This is a genomic window from Subdoligranulum variabile (genome assembly GCF_025152575.1).
Classification (GTDB): Bacteria; Bacillota; Clostridia; order Oscillospirales; family Ruminococcaceae; genus Gemmiger; species Gemmiger variabilis.
Genome location: NZ_CP102293.1, coordinates 351,216 through 375,667 on the forward strand (window position 1 = coordinate 351,216; position 24,452 = coordinate 375,667).

The 24,452-nt window shown below is 58.6% G+C and carries 26 protein-coding genes; 11 read left to right on the plus strand and 15 right to left on the minus strand.

Features of this window, described 5'->3' with window-relative positions; all coding sequences use genetic code 11:
• Position 1 precedes the first annotated feature (1 nt).
• Both NQ490_RS01695 and NQ490_RS01700 read left to right on the plus strand, forming a co-directional pair.
• Positions 2–742 carry an SDR family NAD(P)-dependent oxidoreductase gene (locus NQ490_RS01695; RefSeq protein ID WP_147644675.1) on the plus strand — a complete coding sequence of 247 codons (741 nt, stop codon included), beginning with the start codon at positions 2–4 and terminating at the stop codon, positions 740–742.
• On the plus strand, positions 735–1,730 hold the full coding sequence (locus tag NQ490_RS01700; RefSeq protein WP_007047086.1) for a hypothetical protein: 996 nt from the start codon (positions 735–737) through the stop codon (positions 1,728–1,730). The genes NQ490_RS01695 and NQ490_RS01700 overlap by 8 nt, the downstream gene beginning before the upstream one ends.
• A gap of 104 nt (positions 1,731–1,834) precedes the next feature.
• Here the strand turns inward: NQ490_RS01700 and NQ490_RS01705 are convergent, their stop codons facing one another.
• The 8 genes from NQ490_RS01705 to NQ490_RS01740 form a co-directional block, all read right to left on the minus strand.
• Complete coding sequence (locus NQ490_RS01705) at positions 1,835–2,110, minus strand: HU family DNA-binding protein (RefSeq protein WP_007047087.1); 276 nt, start codon at positions 2,108–2,110, stop codon at positions 1,835–1,837.
• Positions 2,111–2,376: 266 nt separating this feature from the next.
• On the minus strand, positions 2,377–5,613 hold the full coding sequence (carB, locus tag NQ490_RS01710) for a carbamoyl-phosphate synthase large subunit (protein ID WP_007047089.1): 3,237 nt from the start codon (positions 5,611–5,613) through the stop codon (positions 2,377–2,379).
• Positions 5,606–6,736: a glutamine-hydrolyzing carbamoyl-phosphate synthase small subunit gene (gene carA / locus NQ490_RS01715; RefSeq protein ID WP_007047090.1), complete on the minus strand. Its 1,131-nt coding sequence runs from the start codon at positions 6,734–6,736 to the stop codon at positions 5,606–5,608. The genes carB and carA overlap by 8 nt, the downstream gene beginning before the upstream one ends.
• Before the next feature lie 22 nt (positions 6,737–6,758).
• The gene (gene pyrE / locus NQ490_RS01720; RefSeq protein WP_007047091.1) at positions 6,759–7,355 is read right to left on the minus strand and encodes an orotate phosphoribosyltransferase; all 597 of its coding nucleotides are present in this window, start codon (positions 7,353–7,355) and stop codon (positions 6,759–6,761) included.
• Positions 7,356–7,437: 82 nt separating this feature from the next.
• Positions 7,438–8,346 carry a dihydroorotate dehydrogenase gene (locus NQ490_RS01725; RefSeq protein WP_007047092.1) on the minus strand — a complete coding sequence of 303 codons (909 nt, stop codon included), beginning with the start codon at positions 8,344–8,346 and terminating at the stop codon, positions 7,438–7,440.
• Positions 8,346–9,116, minus strand: coding sequence for a dihydroorotate dehydrogenase electron transfer subunit (locus NQ490_RS01730; RefSeq protein ID WP_007047093.1), 771 nt, complete (start codon positions 9,114–9,116; stop codon positions 8,346–8,348). Before NQ490_RS01730 ends, NQ490_RS01725 begins: the two co-directional genes overlap by 1 nt.
• Positions 9,097–9,957, minus strand: coding sequence for an orotidine-5'-phosphate decarboxylase (gene pyrF / locus NQ490_RS01735; protein ID WP_007047094.1), 861 nt, complete (start codon positions 9,955–9,957; stop codon positions 9,097–9,099). Before pyrF ends, NQ490_RS01730 begins: the two co-directional genes overlap by 20 nt.
• Positions 9,958–9,984: 27 nt before the next feature.
• Positions 9,985–11,175: a dihydroorotase gene (locus NQ490_RS01740; protein WP_007047095.1), complete on the minus strand. Its 1,191-nt coding sequence runs from the start codon at positions 11,173–11,175 to the stop codon at positions 9,985–9,987.
• A gap of 390 nt (positions 11,176–11,565) precedes the next feature.
• Here NQ490_RS01740 and epsC point away from each other — a divergent pair, with 390 nt between their 5' ends.
• Together epsC and NQ490_RS01750 are read left to right on the plus strand one after the other, a co-directional pair.
• Positions 11,566–12,225: a serine O-acetyltransferase EpsC gene (epsC, locus tag NQ490_RS01745; RefSeq protein WP_007047096.1), complete on the plus strand. Its 660-nt coding sequence runs from the start codon at positions 11,566–11,568 to the stop codon at positions 12,223–12,225.
• A 145-nt stretch (positions 12,226–12,370) separates the two neighbouring features.
• Positions 12,371–14,140, plus strand: a complete 1,770-nt coding sequence (locus tag NQ490_RS01750) for an ABC transporter ATP-binding protein (protein WP_040918117.1) — start codon at positions 12,371–12,373, stop codon at positions 14,138–14,140.
• A 41-nt stretch (positions 14,141–14,181) separates the two neighbouring features.
• Here the strand turns inward: NQ490_RS01750 and NQ490_RS01755 are convergent, their stop codons facing one another.
• Positions 14,182–15,054 carry a YitT family protein gene (locus NQ490_RS01755; RefSeq protein WP_007047098.1) on the minus strand — a complete coding sequence of 291 codons (873 nt, stop codon included), beginning with the start codon at positions 15,052–15,054 and terminating at the stop codon, positions 14,182–14,184.
• Between the two features lie 63 nt (positions 15,055–15,117).
• Positions 15,118–16,260 (minus strand): hypothetical protein, encoded by a 1,143-nt coding sequence (locus NQ490_RS01760; RefSeq protein ID WP_007047099.1) that lies wholly within the window; start codon positions 16,258–16,260, stop codon positions 15,118–15,120.
• Positions 16,261–16,399: 139 nt separating this feature from the next.
• Here NQ490_RS01760 and NQ490_RS01765 point away from each other — a divergent pair, with 139 nt between their 5' ends.
• The 5 genes from NQ490_RS01765 to NQ490_RS01785 are packed head-to-tail and all read left to right on the plus strand — an operon-like array spanning position 16,400 to position 19,210.
• Entirely contained in the window at positions 16,400–17,101 is a 702-nt protein-coding gene (locus NQ490_RS01765) for a uracil-DNA glycosylase (RefSeq protein WP_040917733.1), read from the plus strand.
• A gap of 50 nt (positions 17,102–17,151) precedes the next feature.
• A complete protein-coding gene (locus NQ490_RS01770) occupies positions 17,152–17,562 on the plus strand; it encodes a peptide deformylase (RefSeq protein ID WP_007047101.1) in 411 nt (136 codons plus the stop codon).
• Positions 17,563–17,574: 12 nt separating this feature from the next.
• Positions 17,575–18,288 (plus strand): SDR family oxidoreductase, encoded by a 714-nt coding sequence (locus NQ490_RS01775; protein WP_007047102.1) that lies wholly within the window; start codon positions 17,575–17,577, stop codon positions 18,286–18,288.
• The gene (locus tag NQ490_RS01780; protein ID WP_007047103.1) at positions 18,288–18,755 is read left to right on the plus strand and encodes a flavodoxin family protein; all 468 of its coding nucleotides are present in this window, start codon (positions 18,288–18,290) and stop codon (positions 18,753–18,755) included. The genes NQ490_RS01775 and NQ490_RS01780 overlap by 1 nt, the downstream gene beginning before the upstream one ends.
• Positions 18,752–19,210, plus strand: a complete 459-nt coding sequence (locus NQ490_RS01785) for a metallophosphoesterase family protein (protein ID WP_007047104.1) — start codon at positions 18,752–18,754, stop codon at positions 19,208–19,210. The genes NQ490_RS01780 and NQ490_RS01785 overlap by 4 nt, the downstream gene beginning before the upstream one ends.
• A gap of 131 nt (positions 19,211–19,341) precedes the next feature.
• On the opposite strand, the gene NQ490_RS01790 is transcribed toward NQ490_RS01785, so the two are convergent.
• Positions 19,342–19,554: a DUF5808 domain-containing protein gene (locus NQ490_RS01790; RefSeq protein ID WP_040917734.1), complete on the minus strand. Its 213-nt coding sequence runs from the start codon at positions 19,552–19,554 to the stop codon at positions 19,342–19,344.
• Between the two features lie 99 nt (positions 19,555–19,653).
• Here NQ490_RS01790 and NQ490_RS01795 point away from each other — a divergent pair, with 99 nt between their 5' ends.
• Entirely contained in the window at positions 19,654–20,004 is a 351-nt protein-coding gene (locus tag NQ490_RS01795; protein ID WP_007047106.1) for a DUF2200 domain-containing protein, read from the plus strand.
• Between the two features lie 23 nt (positions 20,005–20,027).
• Complete coding sequence (locus NQ490_RS01800; protein WP_007047107.1) at positions 20,028–20,702, plus strand: alpha/beta hydrolase; 675 nt, start codon at positions 20,028–20,030, stop codon at positions 20,700–20,702.
• A gap of 37 nt (positions 20,703–20,739) precedes the next feature.
• On the opposite strand, the gene NQ490_RS01805 is transcribed toward NQ490_RS01800, so the two are convergent.
• The 4 genes from NQ490_RS01805 to NQ490_RS01820 form a co-directional block, all read right to left on the minus strand.
• On the minus strand, positions 20,740–21,354 hold the full coding sequence (locus NQ490_RS01805) for a DUF1349 domain-containing protein (protein ID WP_007047108.1): 615 nt from the start codon (positions 21,352–21,354) through the stop codon (positions 20,740–20,742).
• A gap of 194 nt (positions 21,355–21,548) precedes the next feature.
• A complete protein-coding gene (locus tag NQ490_RS01810) occupies positions 21,549–22,718 on the minus strand; it encodes an aldo/keto reductase (RefSeq protein WP_040917736.1) in 1,170 nt (389 codons plus the stop codon).
• Between the two features lie 417 nt (positions 22,719–23,135).
• Complete coding sequence (locus NQ490_RS01815) at positions 23,136–23,357, minus strand: hypothetical protein (RefSeq protein ID WP_040917737.1); 222 nt, start codon at positions 23,355–23,357, stop codon at positions 23,136–23,138.
• Positions 23,330–24,241: a hypothetical protein gene (locus NQ490_RS01820; RefSeq protein ID WP_007047112.1), complete on the minus strand. Its 912-nt coding sequence runs from the start codon at positions 24,239–24,241 to the stop codon at positions 23,330–23,332. Before NQ490_RS01820 ends, NQ490_RS01815 begins: the two co-directional genes overlap by 28 nt.
• Positions 24,242–24,452: the final 211 nt, after the last annotated feature.

Genomic DNA, 24,452 nt, shown 5'->3' on the forward strand with positions numbered 1-24,452 from the left:
CATGTCGTATACTTATCTGATCACCGGCGCCACCAGCGATGTGGGCCGTGCGCTGATTGCCCGCCTGCTGGACGGCGCTCCCGATGCGCTGGTTCTGGCCCAGGGCTGCGGCGATCTGGACAAACTGGCATCCCTGTGCCAGCGTTTTCCGGGGCAGATCCGTCCCTTTGATGTGGATCTGTCCGACCGGGCCAAGGTAGACACCTTCATGCAGCTGCTGGAGGCGGCGGCTCCCGCTCCCACCCATTTCATCCACCTGCCGGCGCTGCCTGTGGTCAACACCAAATTCAAAGCCTTCGACCAGACCCGCTTTGACAAGGACCTGGAGATTGAGGTCCACAGTGCCATCCGCATCTGCCGCGGCATCCTGCCTGCCATGGCCCGTGCCAAGTTCGGCCGGGTGCTCTTTATCCAGACCAGCTATACCATCGGCTGCCCGCCCAAGAACACCGCTGCCTATGTGATGGCCAAGAGCGCCATCGGCGGGCTGGTGAAGAGTCTGGCTGTGGAATACGCCAAGTTCGGCGTCACAGTCAACTGCGTGGCCCCCAGCATGATGGAAACACACTTCCTGAAAGATACCCCGGACCTGATTGTCCAGGCGGCTGCCGCCGATAACCCCATGGGCCGCAACGCCACGCCGGAGGACGTGGTGCCCGCCATGGCGTTTCTGTTGTCGGACGAGGCAGGGTTCATTACCGGCGTAACGCTGCCGGTCACGGGAGGTTCGGCCATTGTCTGACGTGACATTTCGTCTGGCCCGACTGGGAGAAGACCGGGCCATCCTCGACTTCATCAACGAGCATTTTGATATGCGGCTGCCGCTGCTGAACCGTCCGGAGCTTTACCACCACTATTACGCCGGCCGCGGCGGTGTGCCGCAGTTTGCAGTGGCGGAACAGGACGGCCACTACGTTAGTGCTGCCGGTTACATACTGGCCAACACCGCGCGCAGGCCCGACGTCTGGGTCAGCGTCTGGGTGGCAGCCAAGGGGCACAACGGCGTAGGGCTGGAACTGATGAACGCCCTGCCGGGACTTTTACACGCCGATGTGCTGGCCTGCAACAATATCCGCCCCAATACCTGCACCTTTTACCAGTTCCTGGGCTGGCAGGCCGGGCGCATCCCCCATTACTACCGTCTGGGCCGCCGCACCGACTACCAGCTGGCCAAGCCGCTGCGCTATGTGCTGCCGCCGGTGCAGCGGGATCTGGGGCTGGAGAAGATCGAATCCGCCGCTGATCTGATTCCGCTGGGCATGCCCCCTACTCCGCATACCCCGCACAAGGATATCTGGTACCTGCGGCGCCGGTATTTCCATTATCCCCATTTCCACTACGATGTGTGGGCTGCCCGGGAGCACGGCAAGCTGCTGGCCTACGTGGTCACCCGTACCGTCACCGCCCGGGAAACCGGCTGCGCACCGGTAGTCCGCCTGGTGGATTTCATCGGCGAGGATCAGGTACTGCCGCGGTTGGGCGGTGCCCTGGACGCCATCCTGCACCGCACCGGTGCCGAATACATGGACTGCTACAACGTGGGGATTCCCGCCTCCGTCTGGCAAGCCGCCGGCTTCACCGAGCGCGTGGAAGGCGATGGCTGCATCATCCCCAATTACCTGACGCCTCCACTGCGGGAAAATACCGAGTACTACTACTTCACCAACAAACCCGAAAATTTTGTGCTGTTCAAGGCCGATGGTGACCAGGACCGTCCCAATCTGAAATGAAAGAAATCCCGACCGGAATCCTGTATTCCGGTCGGGATTTTTTCTTGGGTTACCGCAAAAGAAAAGGCCGCCTGTACGGCGGCCGGAATGTGGGGTAAGAGGATTTACTGGGCGACCTTCTCCTTGAGGCGGCCGCTGGCTTTGAAGCCGGGGATGGCGGTGGGCTCCAGCTTGCTGGTCACCTTGGTCTTGGGATTGGTAAAGTTCTTGGTCTGGCGTTCCCGCATTTCAAAACGGCCAAACCCCGCAATCGTAACCTTGTCGCCGCCCTTGAGCACGTCACCGATGGTACCGAAAATGCAATCCATGACCTTTTCCACTTCGCCGCTGGTCATGCCGGTGTCGTTTGCAACTTTGGTAATCAACTGAGATCTCGTCATAATTCCTTTATACTCCCTATTGCTTAGGCACAGTGCCTGTTATTGTTACGCCCCATATTATAGAAAAAATACCGCGCAGAATCAAGCGTTTTTGACCAATTGCGACGGAAATCGGCAAATGGTCTAAAATTCACCAAAAACAGTCGCGCAAATTCCGTCATTCGGCGAATAGACGCCGCTTTTCAGCTGCCCCTCTGCAAAATTCTTCGCAGAATCCACAAAAAATGTGCCTGTACCGCAGGGTACAGGCACATTTTTTTACAGAATCAATCCTGTTTGGCGTCGCGATGCAGCCGGGCGATATCCACCAGTTCCATCTGGCTGATATCGTGATCGCCGCGCAGCGCATCCACCAGCACACGGGCGGTGTCCAGCGCCGTAATGCACGGGATGGACAGCTCCGTGGCCTTGCGGCGGAACTTGACCGAGTCGCGGTGCGGGTCACGGCCGTGCGGGCTTGTGGAAATGATGTAATCCACCAGGCCGCTTTCCAGCAGGTCGATGACATTGGGACGGGCACCGCTCATCTGACGCACCACGCTGCAGGGCACCATCTGGCTGTTGAGATACCGGGCCGTCTCAGACGTACCGTAAATCTTGTAGCCGTAGTCATGCAGCTTCCAGGCCAGCTCGGCGGCTTCCTTCTTGTCGCTGTCCTTGACCGTGACAATGACGCAGGAACCGGGCCCCGGCACCTTGAACTGGTAACCAGCCGCCACAAGGCCCTTCATCATCGCCTCGTGGAAGGTGGGGGCAATGCCCAGCACCTCGCCGGTGGACTTCATTTCGGGGCCGAGCATGGTGTCCACGCCGTGCAGCTTCAGGAAGCTGTATACCGGCACTTTGACGGCATAGTAGGGGCTCTTGCCGCCGCGCCACAGGCCGGTGCCATAGCCCATATCCTTGAGCTTTTCGCCCAGGGTGCAGCGCACGGCCAGGTCCACCATCGGTACGCCGGTGACCTTGCTGATATACGGCACGGTACGGCTGGAACGGGGGTTGACCTCGATGACATACACCTTGCCGTCCTGGACCGCATACTGGACGTTCACCAGACCCACGACCTTCAGTTCGCGGGCAAAGCGGCCGGTGTAATCTACCAGAGTGTCGATGACCTTCTGGCTGAAGTTGTAGGGCGGATAGACACAGATGGAGTCGCCGGAATGCACGCCGGTACGTTCGATCTGCTCCATGATGCCGGGTACCAGGTAATCGGTACCGTCACAGATGGCATCCACCTCACACTCGGTGCCATAGATATATTTATCCATCAGCACCGGGTGGCTCATATCCACATGGGCCGTGATGACGCCCATATACTCGATGACGTCGGCAGAGTTGTAGGCCACGATCATATTCTGACCGCCCAGCACGTAGGAAGGACGCATCAGGACCGGGTAGCCCACCTCCTGGGCCGCCTTGAGGGCTTCGTCCAGGGTGTAGACGGTACGACCCTCGGGACGGGGAATGCCGCAGCGCTCCAACAGCTCATCGAAGCGTTCGCGGTCCTCGGCCTCATCGATGGCGTCGGCCGGAGTGCCCAGGATGGGCAGCCCGATGTCATCCATGTGCTTGGCCAGCTTGATGGCAGTCTGACCGCCGAACTGTACCAGGCAGCCGTCCGGCTTCTCGGTGGCGATGATATTGTCCACACTCTCGGGGTTCAGCGGGTCAAAGTAGAGGCGGTCGCCAGTATCGAAGTCGGTAGAAACCGTCTCGGGGTTGTTGTTGACCAGGATGGCCTCACAGCCATGGTTTTTCAGCGTCCAGACGGCGTGCACCGAGCAATAGTCGAACTCGATGCCCTGACCGATGCGGATGGGGCCGGAACCGAAAACCAATACCTTTTTCTTCTTGGAATCGCTGTGCTCGGCGATGAACTGCGCCGCCTCGTTGTCTTCATCGTAGGTGGAGTAGAAGTAGGGCGTCTTGGCGGCAAACTCTGCCGCACAGGTATCCACCATCTTGAAGGCCGCTTTCGGCGCTTCGGGCAGCGTATCCACCTTGGCCAGACGCTTAATGGTCTTGTCCAGGAAGCCGTACTTCTTGGCCTCCAGGTACTTTTCCCGGGTCAGCTCGCCCTGTTGCAGGCCCAGCTCAATGTTGGCCAGGTGCTGCATCTTATCCAGGAACCACCAGTCGATCTTGGTGATGTTGTAAATCGTCTCATGGGGCACGCCGCGCTTGAGGGCCTCGTACACGCAGAAGGCACGCTCGGAGTCCTGCACATGGAGATGCTCGATGACTTCCTCGGTGGAGAGCTTCTCAAAATCAGGCAGGGTCAGGGTGTCCATACCCAGCTCGATGGAGGAAACCGCCTTCATCATGGCGTGCTCGAAGTTATTGCCGATGGCCATGACCTCACCGGTGGCCATCATCTGGGTACCGAGGGACTTGTCGGCGTAGACGAACTTGTCGAAAGGCCACTTCGGATATTTGACGACGACATAGTCCAGAGCCGGTTCGAAGCAGGCGCAGGTCTCGCCGGTCACGTCGTTGGTGATCTCGTCCAGGGTGTAACCCAGAGCGATCTTGGTGGCCACCTTGGCGATGGGATAGCCCGTAGCCTTGGAAGCCAGCGCCGAAGAACGGGACACGCGGGGATTGACCTCGATGACCGCGTACTCGAAGCTGTCCGGCTTGAGGGCAAACTGGCAGTTGCAGCCGCCCTCGATGCCCAGCTCGGTGATGATGTCCAGCGCCGCGGTACGCAGCATCTGGTATTCCTTGTCGGACAGGGTCTGGCTGGGGGCCACCACGATGGAGTCACCGGTGTGGATGCCTACGGGGTCCAGGTTCTCCATGTTGCAGACGGTGATCACGTTGCCCTTGGAGTCGCGCATGACCTCGTACTCGATCTCTTTCCAGCCGGAGATGCACTTCTCCACCAGGATCTGGTGGATGGGAGACAGGCGCAGACCGTTGGTAGCAATCTCATGAAGCTTCTCCCGGTCCTCGCAGATGCCGCCGCCGGTGCCGCCCATGGTGAAGGCCGGGCGGACGATGACCGGATAGCCGATGACTTCCGCAAAATCCAGCGCATCATCCAGATCTTCCACAACCTTGGAGGGGATGATAGGCTGATGCAGCTTCTCCATGGTATCCTTGAAGAGCTGACGGTCCTCAGCGCGGTCGATGGTCTCGGGCTTGCAGGCCAGCAGACGCACGCCACTGCGATCCAGGAAACCGTTGCGGGCCAGTTCCATCGAAAGGTTCAGACCCATCTGGCCGCCCAGGTTGGGCAGGATGGCATCGGGTTTCTCCTTCTCGATGATGCGCTCCACCACTTCCGCCGTCAGCGGTTCAATATAGACGTGATCGGCGATGTCCGGGTCAGTCATGATGGTGGCAGGGTTGGAGTTGACAAGGACCGTCTCCACACCTTCGGATTTGAGGGCGCGGCAGGCCTGGGTACCGGAATAGTCAAACTCTGCCGCCTGACCGATGATGATGGGGCCGGAACCGATGACCAGCACCTTTTTGATACTGGGATCTTTAGGCATTGTTGATTACTCCTTTCGCTGCCAGCATACGGCTGACAAACTCGTCAAACAGGAATTCGGTATCCTTGGGGCCGCCGTTGGCTTCCGGGTGGAACTGCACGGTAAAGCAGTTCCAGCGGAAGTAGTCCACGCCCTCACAGGTGCCGTCGTTGGCGTTGCGATAGCTCACACGGCCCACCTCGGCAGGCAGGGTCTCCCCTTCCACCGCGTAGCCGTGGTTCTGGCTGGTGATATAGGTGCGCTTGCCGCTGTAGTGGCTGACGGGCTGGTTGGCCCCGCGGTGACCGTACTTCAGCTTGCAGGTCTTGGCGCCGGCCGCCAGGGCGGTCAGCTGATGGCCCAGGCAGATGCCGAAGGCCGGGATGCCGGAATCCAGCATTTCCCCGATGTTCTTGATGATCTCCACATTTTCCGCCGGGTCGCCGGGCCCGTTGGAGAGCATCAGTCCGTCCGGGTTCAGTGCCTTCAGTTCCGCAGCGGTGGTGGTGCCGGGCAGCACCGTCACACGGCAGCCGCGCTTCTGCAGGCAGCGCACGATGTTGTTCTTGCAGCCCAGGTCCAGCAGCGCCACATGCAGCGGCGTCTCGCCCCAGGCCCCCTGCACAGTAGGCTCATAGGTGGTGGCCTGCCGGCAGGTAACCGTCTTGACCGCATCGGTCACGGCGTAGGCCTGGATCTGCGGCATCAGTTCCGCCACCTTCTCCGGCTGCGCTTCGGGATCAAACTCGGTGGTGATGGCACCGTTCATGACGCCGCTCTCCCGCAGAGTGCGGGTCAGGCTGCGGGTATCGATGCCCTCGATGCCGATGATGCCGTATTGTTTCAGGAAAGAATCCAGCGTCTCCTCACTGCGGAAGTTGGAGGGCGTCTTGCACGCCTCGCGGACGATGTAGCCGCGGGCCCAGATCTTGGTGCTCTCCACATCCTCATGGTTCATGCCATAGTTGCCGATGAGCGGGTAGGTCTGGGTGATGATCTGCCCGTAGTAGCTGGGGTCGGTCAGCGTTTCCTCAAAGCCGACCATGCCGGTGGCAAACACCACTTCGCCGATGGTCGTGCCGGGGCAGCCAATGCTCTGCCCGCGGAACACCCGGCCGTTTGCCAGGATCAGATATGCCTGCATATTCTAAGCTCCCTGTTCTGAATTAAAGAGTCTGCTTGGCCGCTTCCTTCATCTTGCGGCTGCCCAGGTGGACCAGCGGCAGCTTGCCCTCCTTGCAGATGGGGCATTCTTCCGGGGCGTAGTTGGGCAGATCCAGCTTCAGTGCGCTGGCCACGATGGGGATGGGAGACGGTGCTTCGGCGCGGGTGCGGTCCACCACACAGGCAATGCCCAGGCAGACGCCGCCGGCTTCCTCAATGACGCGCTTGGTCTCCAGGCTGGACACACCGGTGGTGACCACGTCCTCGGCAATGATGCAGCGCTCGCCCGGATGGATGCGGAAGCGCTTCAGCGTCATCACGTTATCCACGCGCTCGGTGAAGATGGCCCGCTTGCCCAGCTGACGGCCCAGCTCGTACGCATAAACGATGCCGCCCATGGCGGGACCGACGACTACGTCCACATTGAGTTCCTTCAGTTTCTCGGCTACCGGCGCCATGACCTCGGCGCAGCGGTCGGGGTGCTGCTGCAGGAATGCCATCTGGCAGTAGGCGCCGGAATGACGGCCGGACGACAGCAGAAAATGACCTTCCAGGAAGGCTTCACATTCCTTCAAAACTTCGATTGCTTCTCTCGCCATGATACTTTCCTCCTGTAGTTTCTCTCATTTAATCCTAGCATAATCTGCATATTATTGCAAGATAGATGCATAAAAATTCAGATCAGTTGCGTGCACATCCGCGGATCTCGTCCAGTGTTTTCACGCCGTGAGCATCCATCCACTGGCCGATTTCCCGGGTGATCCGCACACAGGCCTGGGGATCCAGGAAGTTGGCGGTGCCCACCTGTACAGCGGCTGCACCGGCCATAATGAATTCCAGTGCGTCGCGGCCCGTGAGAATGCCGCCCAGTCCCACCACCGGGATGCTGACGGCGCCCACCGCCTGCCAGACCATCCGCAGGGCAATGGGGCGCACTGCCGGGCCGGACAGTCCTGCGAAGGTGTTGTTGAACACCGGACGACGTTTTTCCAGATCGATGGCGCAGGCCTGGAAGGTGTTGCACAGGCTGATGCCGTCGGCACCAGCCGCCTCCACCGCCTTGCACATCTCGGGAATGCTCTCCGCCTGGGGGCTGAGCTTGACCACCAGCGGCACCGTGCAGACCTTCCGCACTGCACCGACCACCTCACTGGCGTCCTGTGCCCGGATGCCGAACGCAAGCCCCCCCTGTTTCACGTTGGGGCAGCTGATGTTGAGCTCCAGCACATCGATACCCGCGGCACAGAGTTTTTCCACGCCTTCCACATTTTCTTCGATGGTGTGGCCGCCCAGGTTGGCCCAGACGGTGGTGCCGCACCGGCGCATGGCCGGCAGTTCATGGTCGATGAAATGCTGCACGCCGGGGTTCTGCAGTCCGATGGAGTTCATCAGACCGGAGGGCGTCTCGTACAGGCGCTCTCCCTCGTTGCCGGGCTGACCGTGGAGGGTCAGCCCCTTGCCGGAGATACCGCCCAGGACCCGCAGGTCCTCAATATCGGCATATTCCGGGCCGAAGCCAAAGGTACCGGAAGCTGCGATGACCGGGCCGGCCAGCCGCTTGCCGAGAAAATCCACATGCAGGTCTGCCATCAGTCAAACACCTCCTCGGCTTGGAATACAGGGCCGTCCTTGCAGACGGTGCGGGGGCCCACCTTGGTATGGCAGGTGCAGCCCAGGCAGGCGCCCAGCCCGCAGGCCATCTTCTTTTCCAGACTGGCCAGGCAGGGCGTGCCAGCCGCTGCGCAGAGCTTGGCCACGCCGCGCATCATGACCATGGGACCGCAGGTCAGTACCACATCGTAGTTGGCCGCATCCAGCAGGTCGGTGACCAGGCCATGATGGCCGTGGGCACCGGAATCGGTGGCCAGATGGATGGTGTGGCACCAGGGCACAAAGGCTTCCATGCCGTAGGGCTCGTCCCGGAATCCCACATACAGGTCGGGGCGTACCCCGGCGCGGCAGAGCTGCTTGCAGAGCAGCAGCAGCGGAGCGGTGCCAATGCCGCCGCCCACCACGGCAATTTTCTTGTACTGACCCGCCAGCGCCACAGCGTCAAATCCGTTGCCGCAGGGGCCGGTGACGGTCAGTGTCTGGCCGGGCTGGAGAGCTGCCAGCTTCTGGGTCCCCTCCCCCTTTACCTGATACAGGAAGGTCAGCGCACCGCTCTGGTTGTCAAAGTCATGGACGCTGATGGGGCGGGACAGGATGGGAGTTGCCTCCGGAGCCCAGGCCCGCAGCATATAGAACTGACCGGCGTGCGGTTCGTGGCGGGGATCCTGCCACTGGACCACCAGACGGCGGATGTCCGGCGCCAGAGTCTCCTGGGCCAGGACCTGAAGTTTACAGCTTATTGCATTCACCCTGAATATCCTCCCGCATGCGCACACATTCATTGTAGGCGGCCTCGTCGAAGGCCACGCCGGGCTGTTTCTTGTAAGCCAGCAGGATGCCGCGGCTGGAGTTGACCACACCGCCGTTGCCCTTGGTCAGGTACTGGGCGATATCAGCTGCCTTGCCGCCCTGGGCACCGTAACCCGGGATCAGGAAGAAGGTGTTCTTGTACGCAGCCCGGATGGCGGTGGCTTCCTCGGTGTAGGTGCCGCCGATGACCAGGCCGATGCTGGAGTAGCCGCACTCGCCCATGTAATCCTTGCCCATCTCGGTCAGGCTGTCGCCCACCAGATCGTAGATGTGGCGGCCATCGGCCAGTTTCTGGTATTCAAAGTCCTTGGCGCCAGGGTTGGAGGTGCGGCAGAGCACAAAGACGCCTTTGCCCTGGTCCTTGCAGTAGGGCAGATAGGGGCTGATGGAGTCAAGACCCATATAGGGCGCCAGCGTGACGATGTCGGCCTCAAAATCACCGGTAAAGTGCGCTTTGGCGTACATTTCGGCAGTCTTGGCGATGTCGCCGCGCTTGATGTCGGCAATGACCGGCAGGCCGGTGGCGCGGGCCATCTTGAGCGTTTCGGCGTAGGCGCGCATGCCGTCCAGGCCCAAAGACTCATAGTAGGCGATCTGCACCTTGTAGCAGCCTGCCACGCCTTTGGTGGCCGCGATCAGCGCACGGTTGAACTCCACCACGTTCTCCCCTGCGGTCTTGGCGGTGTCGGTAGTGGGCAGATAGCTGATCTCGGTGTCCAGGCCCACGCAGACCGGGCCGTTGGCCGCAACGCTTTCGTACAGTTTATCCATGTTGGTCATGATGGTTCCCCCGTTCTTTTCTCGTTGTTATTCCTCGATCTGAAAGGTGACTTTGCCGCCCTTGATGGTGGTGACGACCTTACCAAAAAGATAGGCACCGTCATAGGGGCAGTTTTTGCTCTTGCTGTGCAGTTCCGAAGCATCCACCTGGTACATGTGGTCCAGATCCACCAGCACCACGTCGGCGTCGTAACCGGGCTGCAGCAGGCCTTTGCGGTCGGCCAGTCCCATGACGGCAGCCGGGCCGGCGCTCATCAGGAAGCTGAGCAGCTCCAGCGGCAGGCACTGTTCCCGGCAGAGCTTGGTGTAGCAGACGCCAAAGGCGGTCTCCAGCCCCACCATGCCGGCGGCGCCCTTTTCCTTCTCTTCCGCAGTATGGGGCGCATGATCGGTGCCGATGCAGGTCACGGTGCCGTCCTTGATGGCCTGGATCAGAGCCGTCACATCTTCCGCCTTGCGGATGGGTGGGTTGACCTTGTACTGCAGGCGGCTGTCGTCAAACCACAGGTGATGGGGCGTGACCTCACAGCTCACCCGCGCCCCGCGCATCCGGCTCATCCGGATGGCGTCCACCGCCTCTTTGGTGGAAACATGGCACATATGCAGCCGGGTGCCGTAGTACTCGGCCAGGTGGCAGTTGCGCACCGTCTCGATATTCTCCGCCAGGCGGTAGTCCCAGGGACTGATATCGCTGTCCTCGGCGTGGGACATGACCGTCAGGCCGCGCTCGGTAGCCAGGGCAAAGACCCGCGCCATGACAGCATTGTTCATGACGCCGTGGCCGTCCTCGGTGATGAACTTGATGTCATCGGGCAGCGTAGCCAGGTGGTCGATGGTCTTGCCGTCGAAATCCTTCGTGATGGAGACCGTCTGGTTGGCATCGCACAGACCGATACGGCGGGCTTCCTCCTCCACAGCGTGGGCAATCTCCGCCGTGGAGCAGACCGGCTTGGTGTTGGGCATCAGGTTCACAAAGGTGTACCCGCCCGCGGCGGCTGCCGCAGAGCCGGTGGCGATGTCCTCCTTGTACTCAAAGCCCGGCGTGCGCCAGTGGCAGTGGGTGTCGATGAAGGAGGGCAACACCGTGCGGCCCTTGGCATCCAGCACGTCCTCCCCTTCCGGCACCAGCAGTCCCAGACCTACAGCGGCGATTTTGCCGTCGTGCAGCCAGAGTTCCACAGGCTTTCCGTTATAGTCTTTCGCATTGCGGATCAGCATGGCAAGACCTCCTGTTGTTTTTGAAATACCCGGGGCGCCCTTTCGGCGTGCGGGCAAAAAAAAACTTTTCCCCAAAAAAGGGAAAAGTCAAAAAGCAATACCCTGTGCGGTGCCAGGAAAGAACACCCCACCGTACATTTTAAAGCTGGTGGAACAGCTCATCATGTGGCGCACCTCTCCCTTACACAGATTTTACTTATTGTACCATGCCATGGCGAAAGTGTCAATGCAACCCGGTCTTTTCACGATCGAGGGATTTTATGGATTTTTGCGTCAACTTTTGGACATTTTGACAAAAATGCCGTCCCTCCTCCCCAAGATTGCCTTTTGCTGTAAAGTGTGCTACTATTTATATACATATCGTTTGGTTGTCAGGGAAAGGAAAACATCATGGGTCTTTGGGAAGACGCGAAAAATATCCGGGACAAGGATCCCGCTGCCCGCAATGTGCTGGAGGTCATCATCCTGTATCCCGGTTTTCATGTGCTGGTAACGCATCGCATCGCACATTTTTTCTACCAGAAAAAACTGTTCTTTATTGCGCGGCTGATCAGTCAGCTCTCGCGCCATTTTACCGGTATTGAGATCCATCCCGGTGCCAAAATCGGCCACAAGCTGTTCATCGACCACGGCATGGGCATCGTCTTCGGCGAAACCACCGAGATCGGCGACAACTGCACCATCTACCACGGCGTGACTCTGGGCGGCACCGGCAAGGATACCGGCAAGCGGCACCCCACGCTGGGCAACAACGTGCTGGTAGGGGCCGGTGCCAAGGTGCTGGGCCCTGTGTACATCGGCGACAACGTCCGGGTGGGCGCCGGCAGCGTGGTACTGAAAAATCTGCCCGCCAACGCTACTGCCGTGGGTGTGCCCGCCGAAGTGGTGCGGGTGGGCAACATCAAATGCTGCCCGGCCGATGACCTGGACCAGCAGGCGCTGCCCGATATCGTCAGCAACCGAATTTCGGAGCTGGAGGCCCGTCTGAGCCGGATGGAGGCAAAACTGCAGGGCGAATATCCGCCGGACAAACCGTCCCGCGCCCAATAAGTACACCAGACTGCTGCACAGGGTTTCCTCCCTGTGCATTTTTTATGCCCAAAATCCCGCTGCACCCGTTTTCAGTCCTCGCAAAGTGTGATAGAATGAAGGCAATCTCGCGGCGATGCAATTCGCGGAAAGGGTGCTCAACGGCATGACCACAAAGAAAGAATCCCCAAAAGTCTGGAAAAAGATTTTTGCCCTGCTGCCCCGAAAACAAAAGGGGGAATTTTTTCTGGTGCTGGCAATTCTGGCCGTGTCGGCCGTATTGAGCCAGTTGACGCCGCTGACCATCGGCTATCTGACCGACCACGTACTGGCCGCCCAGAGCGCCACCTTTCAGTCGGTCCTGCCGATCCTGCTGGTCATTTTGCTGGTGAACGTGGTCAATGAGGTCATCAAGGTCATCCGCCGCCTGATCGTGGAAGACGCCGCCACCCAGGCCGAAAAAAACGCCCGCCAGCGGGCCGCCCTCTCCCTGCTGATGGCTCCTCTTTCCTATTTCCGGAACCATATGACCGGCAACATCCACGGGCGACTCAACCGCAGTCTGGAAGGCACCGTCAAACTCATCAAGCTGCTCTTTATGGACTTTGCTCCCGCTGTCTTCACCGGGGTGGCGGCCATCGTCACGATCTTCTGGCAGCTGCCGTTCACGGTGGCCTGTCTGGTGATCCTCGTTATTCCCGTGGGCACCTTCATCGTTTTCCGGCAGATCAGCACCCAGAAAGGCATCCGCGTGGAGCTCATGGACACCAAAGCCGACATGGACGGGACCATGGTGGAGCTCCTGGGCGGCATCGAGACCATCCGCGCTCTGGACAGCGCCCATACCGAGAGCGCCCGTATCGAAGCCCAGTCCGAACAGCTGCGCCGAAAAGAGATGCGCCATCACAAGGCCATGGCGTTCTACGACTGTCTGAAATTCGTGAATGAGGCTTTTTTCAGCGTACTGGTCATCGGGCTTTCGGTGCTGCTGGCTTCCCAACAGGTCATCACCATCGGCACCGTGCTGACCGCTTATCTCTGTTTTACCCAGCTGACCGGCCCGCTGCGGGAACTGCACCGGATTCTGGATGAGTTTTCCGAGTGCGTGGTTCTGGCCGACGATTACTTCCAGCTGTTGGAATTGCCCCTGGATTTTTCCTACGAGGAAACGCCGGAAGGCGGCAACACCCGCCTGGCTGGCAACGATATCCGTCTGTGCGGGGTGCGGTTCAGCTATCCGGAAAAGCCGGACCAGCCGATCCTGAAAGACATCGACCTGTGCATCGACGCCGGAAAGTTTATCGGCGTGGCCGGTCCCAGCGGCTGCGGGAAGTCCACGCTCATCAAGGTCATCGACAAGCTGGAACGGGCAGACGGAGCGGTAACGCTGGGCGGAGCTTCTCTTGCGGCCCTTTCCCGCCGGGTACTGGCAGAGAATGTGGCGCTGGTACCGCAAACGCCTTTCCTGATCGCGGATACCGTCTACCATAACATCTGTTACGGTCTGTCCGGAGACATCCCGCTGGCGGATGTGCAGGAAGCCGCCCGCAAGGCCAACATTGCCGCTGACATCGAAAAACTGCCGGGGCGCTACGACTTTGTGCTGTCGGAGGGCGGCACCAACCTTTCCGGCGGGCAGCGCCAGCGCATTGCCCTGGCCCGTATCTTCCTGCGCAAACCAAAGATTCTCATTCTGGACGAGGCTACTTCGGCGCTGGACAACACGTCGGAGAAACTCATCCAGCGGGAAATCGAGCGGATGAAGGAAGAATGCGGTACCACCGTTATCTCCATTGCCCACCGGCTTTCCACCCTGCAGAACTGTGATGAGATCCTGGTCATGGACGGCGGCCGCATCGTACAGCGCGGGACCTTCCGGGAACTGGAAAACACGCCGGGCATTTTCCAGGATATGGCACGGGGTATTTTGAAATAAGCAGCAAAAAGGCAGACAACCCTTTGGTTGTCTGCCTTTTTTCAGGAGGATCGCTCGTCGTTCTTACCCAGTTCCAGGCGACGGAAGCCCTCGCCCTGGACCTCATTGGACTGCAGCATGATGATGAAACAGCCGGGATCCAGCACCTGCATGGCGTGCTCGATCTCATAAAGCTGCTTGTTGGAGCAGGCGCAGAGCACCACATCCTTGGGCTGTCCGGCGTACCCGCCGCGCCCCTGCAGGATCGTGGAACCGCGGTCGGCCACACGATCGATCTCGTCGCAGGCCGCTTTGCCGTCGTCGGTAACAATGAGCGCCAGCATGGACGAGGAGAAACCGAACATCATCTTGTTGATGACGGCCGCCACAATAAAATTGAACATCAGACCGTAGATGATGGAATCCACGTCATGAAACACCGCGCCGTTGAGGAGGATAACCGCCAGCGCTGCGCCGAAGGTCAGGTTGCCGAAGGGCAGATGAGGCCGCTTGGCCTTGATGGCCATCGTGATGAAGTCGATACCGCCGGTGCTGGAGTTCTGCATGTAGATCAGTGCGTCGCCGATGCCCCCCACTACGCCGCCGCAGATGGTTGCCAGTAACCGGTTGCCGGTGTAAACCGGCATAATGGGCAGCAGATAGTCGGTAAAGACCGCAAAGAGGATCATGCAGCGCAGGCTGCGCAGCAAAAAGGAACGGCCCAGCAGCTTATAGCTCAGAATGACGATGGGCACGTTGATGAGCACGTTGCTCAGGCCCATGGGCAGGCCGAACAATCGGTACAGGATGGCACAGATGCCGGCCACGCCGGTGACGGGGACTTCCGCGGCCACCGCGAAACTGTAGATGCCCGCCGCTGAAATAAAACAGCCCAGCACTTCGAGCAGCAGATTGACGGTCTTGTTTTGGGTCATGGCTTTCCTCCTCTGGCAATAAAAAGGCCGGGGCACTCCATGATGCTCCCGGCCAAGTCAGTCTTAGACGTTCTTTTTGATTTTGGAGGCGCTGTAGGTCTTCATAGCGCCTTCATCCAATGCATGGGGCAGCGCTGCGCCGTCCGCATAGAATTCATTCTGCAGGTCATCACTCTTCAGCGCAGTGAGCAGATCGTACATGCTCGTCAGCTGGGCGATGGTGTAGGTCTTGAAAGGATCGATACGGCGTGCCACCAGCAGCATCGTGCCAAGGTCGATGATGGTCCACTGGTTCATGCCCGCTTCGTCCAGCGGATCGGTCAGGTTGTTATACTCGTCATCGCCGTAGTTGGCCACATCATCCGGCGTGTACAACTGGGACCCGGCGTAATAAACCGCCTGGGAGGCATCTTCCATCGTGGCGCCGATCAGCTCCATCGCCTGGGGGACGTAGGTGGCAACCGCCTCATACAGGGCGCTGGTGGAAGTCGTCTGGCTGTTGGCCTCCTCGCTCAGCTGCTGGCGGCACTGTTCCGCCAGATCCTCCAGCTGCGCCTTCTGGGTGTCGTCCGCCATCGTGTAGGTGCTGTAATCCACCAACGGGATCTGCACGCTCTCGATGTAGTAGCAGGAATTGTTGACGAAATCGGTGTACTCTTCGTCGCTCACCGGATCGGTGCCCTGCGCCCCATAGATCAGGTCCATGATCGTGCTGGCCTTCTGTGCATTCAGCAGATAAGCCTGCAGGCTGCTCTTGCCGATGCCGTTGGCCTCGTAGAGATCACCGTTGGACTCCCACATACTGTCCACATTGTCGGCCACTTCCGACGTGGCGGCATCCTCCAGCGTGGCCCCCAGTTCCGCAAACTTGGTCTCCACAGCAGCATAATATTCAATGGCACGCATGGTCAGCTTCTCGATGTACTCGGAACCGGTGGCCGTGACTTCCTCGTCACCGATGGTACCGGTGCACTCGGCCTTCAGCACAGCCTTGACGTCATTGGCGGTTTCGCCGGTGGCAAGATCGGCCAGACCGGACGCGGTATTGTACGCATTATACTGGGCCAGCAGATACACGCCCGCCGGGATTTCCACATCTCCGATGGTGCCCACACTGGACGGCGTGGACAGATTGCAGCCCGCCAGAGTCAGCAGCATGGAACCAGCCATGCCCAGGCTCAGCAGTTTGGTCTTGATCGAACGCATAGAGAATTCTCCCCTTTAATAAACTCTCCTGCGGCATAGTGCCGCAACATAAATGCTATTATACCGCGTTTGGCTGCACATTGCAAGCCCCGCCGCCCTGTGGTATACTGGTGAAAATTCTGTGGAGGAGGAACGTTTTATGCTGCTGCACCAGCAACTCACCCCGCTTCTGGACGGCGACTGGGCACCGTTTCTGACCGCCGAGTGTTCCAAGCCCTATTTTTCGGAACTGGACAGCTTTGTGACCGAAGCTGCTGCCGCGCGCACTGTCTATCCGGCTCCCGAAAATATCTTTGCAGCGTTTCGTGCCTGCCCGGCCCACAAGGTACGGGTCGTCATCCTGGGGCAGGATCCCTACCACGAGCCCGGCCAGGCCATGGGGCTTTCCTTTTCGGTGCCCGACGCCTGTAAAACGCCCCCCAGTCTCAAAAACATCTTCAAAGAGCTGGAGTCCGAGTTCGGCCCGGTCGCCGTCCGCCATAATGACCTGACGCCCTGGGCCAGACAAGGGGTTTTGCTGCTGAACACCGTTCTGACCGTGGAGCAGGGCGCGGCCTTTTCCCATGCGGGCCACGGCTGGGAGACCTTTACCCGTGCAGCCCTTGCCTATGTGGCGGAACTGGATTCCGCGCCGCTGGCGGCCATTCTGTGGGGCAAACCGGCGCAGAAATATGCTCCCCTTTTCAAAGACGCCTCCGCCCGGCGCCCCGTGCTGATTCTGGAATCGGCCCATCCCAGCCCGCTGTCAGCCTATCGGGGCTTCTTCGGTTCTGCGCCGTTCGGGAAGGTCGATGCCTTTTTGCAGGAACATGGCGAAGCACCGATCATCTGGCAGGAATAGCCTACCTTTTATAAAGCAACCGTCATTCTGCACAACAAGGAGAGACAACCATGATTCGCGAAATCTGCAAAGATGTGATCTTTCTGGCACAAAAGGCTGAGCCTGCCACCCCGGAGGACCTACCTGTAGCCGCGGACCTGCTGGAAACGCTGGAATACCATAAGGACGGCTGCGTCGGCATGGCCGCCAACATGATCGGCGTCAACAAACGGATCATCGCCTTTGACAACGAAGGCAAGTATCAGGTCATGTTCAACCCTGAGATCCTGCGCAGGTCCGGCCCTTACGAGGCGGAAGAGGGCTGCCTTTCGCTGACCGGCGTACGCCCGGTCAAACGCTGGAAGACCATCAAGGTCCAATGGCAGAACGAGAAATTCCAGCAGCGGATCAAGAACTTTACCGGCTGGACCGCCGAGATCATCCAGCACGAGATCGACCACTGTGAAGGCATTATCATCTGAGGAGGAAAGGGTATGTTTACAGAGAAGGTAGCCGTCATCACCGGCGGTGCCAGGGGCATTGGCAAGGCCATTGCCGATGAGTTCCGCAAAGCCAGCGCCCATGTGTGTATCATTGACCTGCTGCCCAACGATTACTATGTGGGGGATCTGGCGGAGCAGACGGTGCTGGAAGATTTTGCCCGGAAAGTCCTTGCCGACTACGGGCATGTGGATTTTCTGATCAACAATGCACTGCCGCTGATGAAGGGGCTTGATCAATGCAGCTATGATGAGTTCAACTATGCATTGCGGGTAGGCGTCACCGCCCCCTTCTATCTCACCAAGCTGTTTGCGCCCCACCTGGCCCCCGGCGCTGCCATTGTCAACATTTCTTCTTCCCGTGACCGCATGAGCCAGCCTCAAACCGAGAGTTATTCGGCGGCTAAAGGCGGTATTTCGGCCCTGACCCACGCCCTTGCCGTAAGCCTGGCGGGCAAGGCCCGGGTGAATTCCATCTCCCCTGGATGGATCGACACCGACTACACGGTCTACGAGGGGCCCGATGCCACACAGCAGCCGGCGGGACGTGTGGGCAATCCGCTGGATATCGCCAACATGGTGCTCTATCTCTGTTCCGACAAGGCTGGTTTCATCACCGGGGAAAACATCTGCATCGACGGCGGCATGACCCGACAGATGATCTATCACAACGACTTCGGCTGGACCCTGCAAGGAGGCAACGCCTGATGAAAACCGCCATCTGCTACTACTCCCGCCACCACGGCAATACCCGCAAGGTCCTGGAAGCCATGGCCGGTGAGGGCGATATCGATCTTATTGATGTGACCACCCGTCAGGTCGTCCGTCTGGAGGCCTATGACTGCATCGGTTTTGCCTCCGGCATCTACGGCTTCGAGTTTCACAAAGGGGTGGTATCCTTTGCCCGGCAATATCTGCCCGAGGGCAAGCCGGTCTTCTTCGTCTACACCTACGGCGGTGCCCGAGGCAACGGTGCCAAGACCATGGAAGCTCTTGCCCGGGAAAAAGGCTGCCTGGTACTGGGCGAATTCAGCTGCAAAGGATACGACACTTTCGGCCCGTTCAAGCTGGTGGGCGGCCTCTCCAAAGGGCATCCCGACGCACAGGACTTGGAGGACGCCCGTCGGTTTTACCGGGATCTTGTGAAACGCTTTTCCGGAGGTGCACAGGCATGAACCTCGCCATTCTCTCCGACACCCATGGTCTGCTGCGCCCCCAGGTAGTGAATTATCTGAAGACCGCCGACGTTATCCTGCACGGCGGGGATATCAACCGGCAGTCTGTCGTGGACGAACTGCGGCACTATGCGCCGCTTTATGTCGTCCGTGGCAACAACGACAAAGAATGGGCGGAGGCAATACCCCATGATCTCCGGGTCACGTTGGGTGGTGTGCGCTTTTTCATGGTCCACAATAAAAAGGAACTGCCATCCGACCTCGCGGATGTGGACGTGGTGGTGTTCGGACACTCCCATAAATATCTGCAGGAGGAGAAGGACGGTCTGCTCTGGCTCAATCCGGGTTCCTGCGGGCCGCGCCGTTTCCACCAGGAGATCACCATGATGATGGCCCATGTGGCGGACGGCAAAATCACCGTGGAGAAAATTTCGATTCCCCACGAGGCAAAATGAAAAAGGCCGACCTGACAGGCTTTTTGCTGGCAAAGGGCGTACAAGGACATCTGCGCCCGATTGCGGATCGCATTCTACGTAAACTAAAAAAGAGCCTCCTTGCGGGAGGTTCTTTTTTGTTCGGTGGTTGCTTATCCGCCCAGAATGGCCACAGACACCAGCAAGGCGGTCAGACCCGCCGTCATGACCCATGACCAGGGATTTCCCCAGTTGAAAGTCCAATTGATTCCCAGGCATCGCTTGCGCACAAAAAGATTTGCATCCTCCCGGTTGGCATAAAACCAGCTGTCGTGGCTGTCCAGCCAGGCATCGGTCTCCTGCCGCGTCCATTTCCGCTTGGCCATGGCATATTCCTCCTGTGTGCTCTGAAATTTTACGGAGCGTCGTTCCGGCCGCTCATTCTGTGCTATAATGATTCCAATCAAATAGACCGGAGGTTTCCTATGAACAACGAAGCTTTGTTTGCGATGAAATTTTCCAGGGTCTTTCCGCTGCTGATTGCCAAAGCGGAGCGCAAAGGCCGTTCCCGGGAGGAGGTGTACCAAGTCGCCACCTGGTTGACCGGGTACGGCGCAGCCGATCTTGACCGTTTGCTGACCAGTGATCTTGCCTATGGTGATTTTTTCAGAAATGCCCCCGCGCTGAACGAAAAACGTCGTCTGATCCGGGGCAGCATCTGCGGCGTGAAGGTGGAATCCATTCAGGAACCGCTGCTGCAGGAGATCCGCTATCTGGACAAACTGGTGGATGAGCTGGCCAAAGGCAAGCCGATGGATAAAATTCTGGGAGAGTAAAACACCGGGGAAGGAGTTCCGTCATGCATCAATACACCATCGGCGGCAAGTCCGTGTCGGTTTTTCCCGGCAAGACCCCGGGGGCTCCCGCAATCTATCTGAACACCTTTGCAGAGGAAGGGCAGCAGGTCTATGCCCAGCTGCAAAAAATGTCTTTGCCCGCGTTTTCCCTGGTTGCCGTCAGCGATCTGGACTGGAACCGTGATATGGTCCCCTGGGATGCACCGCCCGCCTTCAAACGTGGGGAGCCCTGTATCGGCGGCGCCGATACCTATCTGCACCTGCTCACCGATGCCATTCTGCCCGTAGCAGAAAAGGCGCTGCCTGGTCCCCCCTGCTGGCGCGGCCTGGCAGGCTATTCCCTGGCCGGACTGTTTGCCGTGTATGCCATGTACAAGACCGATCACTTTTCCCGCATCGCCAGCATGTCCGGCTCCCTCTGGTTTCCCGGATTCCGGGAATATGCCGTTTCTCATCCCATCCGGCATTTGCCGGAGCGGCTGTTCTTCTCCCTGGGCGACAAGGAAAGCAAAACCCGCAATCCGGTGCTGCAAACCGTCCGGGAGCGCACCGAAGAACTCCTGGCTTACTACCAAAGTTTGGGAATTTGTTCGGTGTTTCAGCTGAACTCGGGGAACCACTACAACCATGCAGCGGAGCGTACCGCCGCCGGCATCGCCTGGCTGCTGAAGGCCTGACTTTGCAGTGCATCATCGGTTCTAAATGCGCAGGATGTCAGGCTTCTTCGTCCGGTGCCTGCCCATCGTGGGCCAGCCACTTGCATTCGGTCAGTTCCATGCCGGTAAAAACAGCACGGAAAGAGGAATCCTCGGGACTGCAGGCATAGATACCGAACCGGATCTCCCCGGTTGCTTCATGGAGATGGCAGATCCGCATCTGGTGGAAGACCTCACCGTCCTGCGAACATTCGATGCAGAAGTCGTCCTCCCTGCGACTCAGACGATACCACATGGATTTGACATCGGCGGGGATCTCGGTAGTTGCCCAGTCGGAATAACCACGGTTGGTCACCACGCTGCCCAAATGCTGAAAACGTTCATTCTCATATTCGATAGAGCCTTTGATCCAGTTTTCGCTGTCCAGATACAGCACCACCCCACACTGGTCGAAACGATGGTGGCTTTCGGAGAATTCCGTCCGGACCACAAAGGAGAAGAACTTTTCCCCGGTGCGCATCTGAAGCACCGGCGCGTTGTCGTTGCGGAAATGGTAATAAGTCCGTTGCCACAGATCCGTGCGCGGCCGGGTCACGATCTCGATCCGCTCCGGCGTGATCGTATAACTTTCCGGCTGTCTTGTCCATTGCAGATTCTTCACATCAAAAGTCATATCGTTTCCTCCCGATTTTTTCTGTTTCAGACCCCAGGAGCCTTTTTCGAGGGGCACCTTTCTCCACCATCGCAGGTCTTGCTTTCACACTGTATGTTCCGGACGCTTTCTCACCCCAGCGGGGAGCTGCTTCTTTTGGGTTCGGAACTGGTGGCCCTGGCGGTTCCGGCCTTGCGGAAAAGCGGACCGACCGTTTACCACAATTTGAAGGCTCTCACGCCCAGCCGCGCCGCCTTGTACAGCGGCCCTTCCAGTTCTCTGGCTGCATCCTTGAGCAGACTGCGTATGGGCAGGTGCTGCGGACAGTGCTGTTCGCATTTGCCGCATCCCACACACTGGCTGGCACCAGTCCCCTTGCGACGCAAGCCGGTGGTGAGCAGATACTGCATTTTGGCGTGTCTGCCCTCCGTGGCCATGCGGTTATAGCTGGCAAACACCCCCGGGATATCCACCCCCGCCGGGCAGGGCTGGCAATAGGCACAGCCGGTACATCCCACCCGCATGGATGCCTGCAGGTCCGCCCGCATTTTTTCCACAAAGGCATGTTCCTGCGGTGTCATGCAGCCGGGGTGCGCAGCATCAGCCTCGGCAGCGTTATCCCGAATCATCTCCAGGCTGTTCATGCCGGACAACACCACCGTTACCCCCGGTTGATCCCACAGCCAGCGCAACCCCCAGCCCGCCGCAGAACGGCCGCTCTCGGCCACCAGCTTCCGGGCCTCGGCAGAAAGGCCCGTGATCAAACGCCCGCCACGCAGGGGTTCCATGATAATGACCGGAATCCCTTTTGCTGCCGCCGCTTCCAGTCCCCTGCGGCCTGCCTGGGTGTTCTCGTCCAGATAGTTGTACTGGATCTGACAGAAGTCCCAATCGTAAGCATTCAGCAATTCCAGGAAGGCCGCCGTATCCCCATGAAAGGAAAAGCCGATTCTGCCGATGGCACCGGACGCCTTCTTTTCTGCAATCCATTCCCGGATTCCCAGGTCGCACAGCTTGTTCCAGGCAGCCAGATCCGTGAGCATGTGCATCAGATAAAAGTCAATGTGGTCTGTTTTCAGGCGGGACAACTGCTCCTGAAAGCAGCGTTCAGTCCCCGCCCGGGATTTGATCAGATATTGCGGCAGCTTGTCTGCAATATACACTTTGTCCCGGCAGTCAAGACGGTTCAGTGCTTCCCCCAGTGCGGCCTCACTGCCCCCATAAACATAGGCGGTATCAAAATAGTTGACACCCAAACGGACGGCTTCTCCGATTTGCTCGGTAACAGCCTCCTGGTCGATTCGACCGCCGTTCCTGGGGAACCGCATGCAGCCATATCCCAAGACCGACAGTTGGGTACTGCTCTTATCACAACGATATTGCATCCTGTATCTCCTATGATGGAAGCGCACGGCGCTCCCTTTCCCCTTTAAGTATAGTATAATGGACCGCTTTTCAAAATACAAGGTCGGGCTCTCTTGTCGGTGCCCGGACAGCCCCTTTCACGCGGTTTGACTTACCGCGTTTTTGCCTCGCGACAGTTGCGACAATCCCGTTCACATATCGGTCGGGTCAACTCATATCCACACCGTTCTTCTTTGGTCATTTTCGGGCTGTGCGGAGGGGCATTCCTGCGTTCTTTTTTGCATTTTGCAAGGGAGATATTTTCTTTTTCAAAGGAATACAGCCGATTCGGCAGTGGCCGAATCGGCTGTATTTGCAAAAGAAGCCTAAACTTCACTTTTATGGATAAAAAAGCGCACACCAAAATTTCGTCGTAATGGGAACCAGGATTTCATCGGTTACCCATTCCGGCCAAAACTGTCAAACCTCTTGAGCATGGCCCGATACCGGAAGCGTGCCATCTGGTTCTTGGTCTGCACGTCCTCCTCGCTGCCGGTGTAGCAGCAGCGAAGGCAGTAGTATTCCTTCTTGTCGGCGTCATAGAACATGTCAATGTCCAGGTCCCGCATAAAACAGGACGGGCACCGGAAATTCAGTTTGCCTTTTCCAGCTTGAGCCATGTGGTTACCTCCTCATCCTGGCCGATCTCTTTCTTCAGGCCCAGGGTAAACATCGGGCTGAAGGCATAGCCTTCCTTGTAGTAGACCTGCATTTCCTCTGCCGCCTGCATGGTCACCTTGGTTTCCACTGGCGGTACCACCGCCACGGCAGCCTTGCCGGTCATCTGATCTTCCCGGCAGCGGTATTCATAGGCGATGCAGCGGGATTCGTTCTCTCCTTGCAGTGCCAGCGTAATTCCGGTCATATCCTCGGGGTATTCTGTGGTACCGTAGCATGCCGTGATGTACTCGTTCAGCTCCACCTTGGCAGCAGGATCGCTGCTCTCCACAATGCGGCGGGTGGTTTTTACTGCGGAGCTGCCTTCCTCGAAAGTGAAAGTGGTCACCACTTTCACCGTCAGGTCGGCGAACCTGATTTCCACCGGGTCCAGCGTCAGCACACGGGCGCTTCCCTGCTTTTCAAAGTGTGCCCAGCTGCGGCACAGGCAGAGATCCACCTCTTCCCCCTTGTGGGTCAGCTTGCAGCTCTTGATGGTGCCCTCCCCGGCATAGTGGGTGAAGTAGCCTGCCCGGTAGTTGGCCTGAATCAGGAAAGGATAGCTGGCATCCTGTACATGGGGGGTGCCGATGCCCACCGGCCAGTACAGTTTGGCCGCGTAGGGACGCAGGTCGATCATGGCACCGCCCTGATTCATATCCAGGCAGCAGCGCATATAGGGATCGGCGTACCAGAAATACTGTTTATCTGAACCGTAGAGGATATCCCGCCAGAGGGCACACTCCGGCTGGGTATAGGTATGACCGGCACGGTAGAAGTCCGCGAACTCTGCCATCGTCATATCTTCCAGCTTGCCCTCGTTTTTCAGCTTGGCGTAGTAGGCCATGCCGTCCTCGTAGCTCTGGAGCAGCAGTTCGTATGATTATTCATTTTCAGAATTTTTTCGCTTTTCCCTTTGGATATAAGTTGTACCGGAGTGTGTCCCGTAATCAAAATTTTATCTTTGAAATACACTTTGTCATAGTCAGTTGGTTCCCAGATTACTTCATACAGTTGATAATCACTCAGTTTTTTAGTTTCCGCAAAGTTATGAAGTC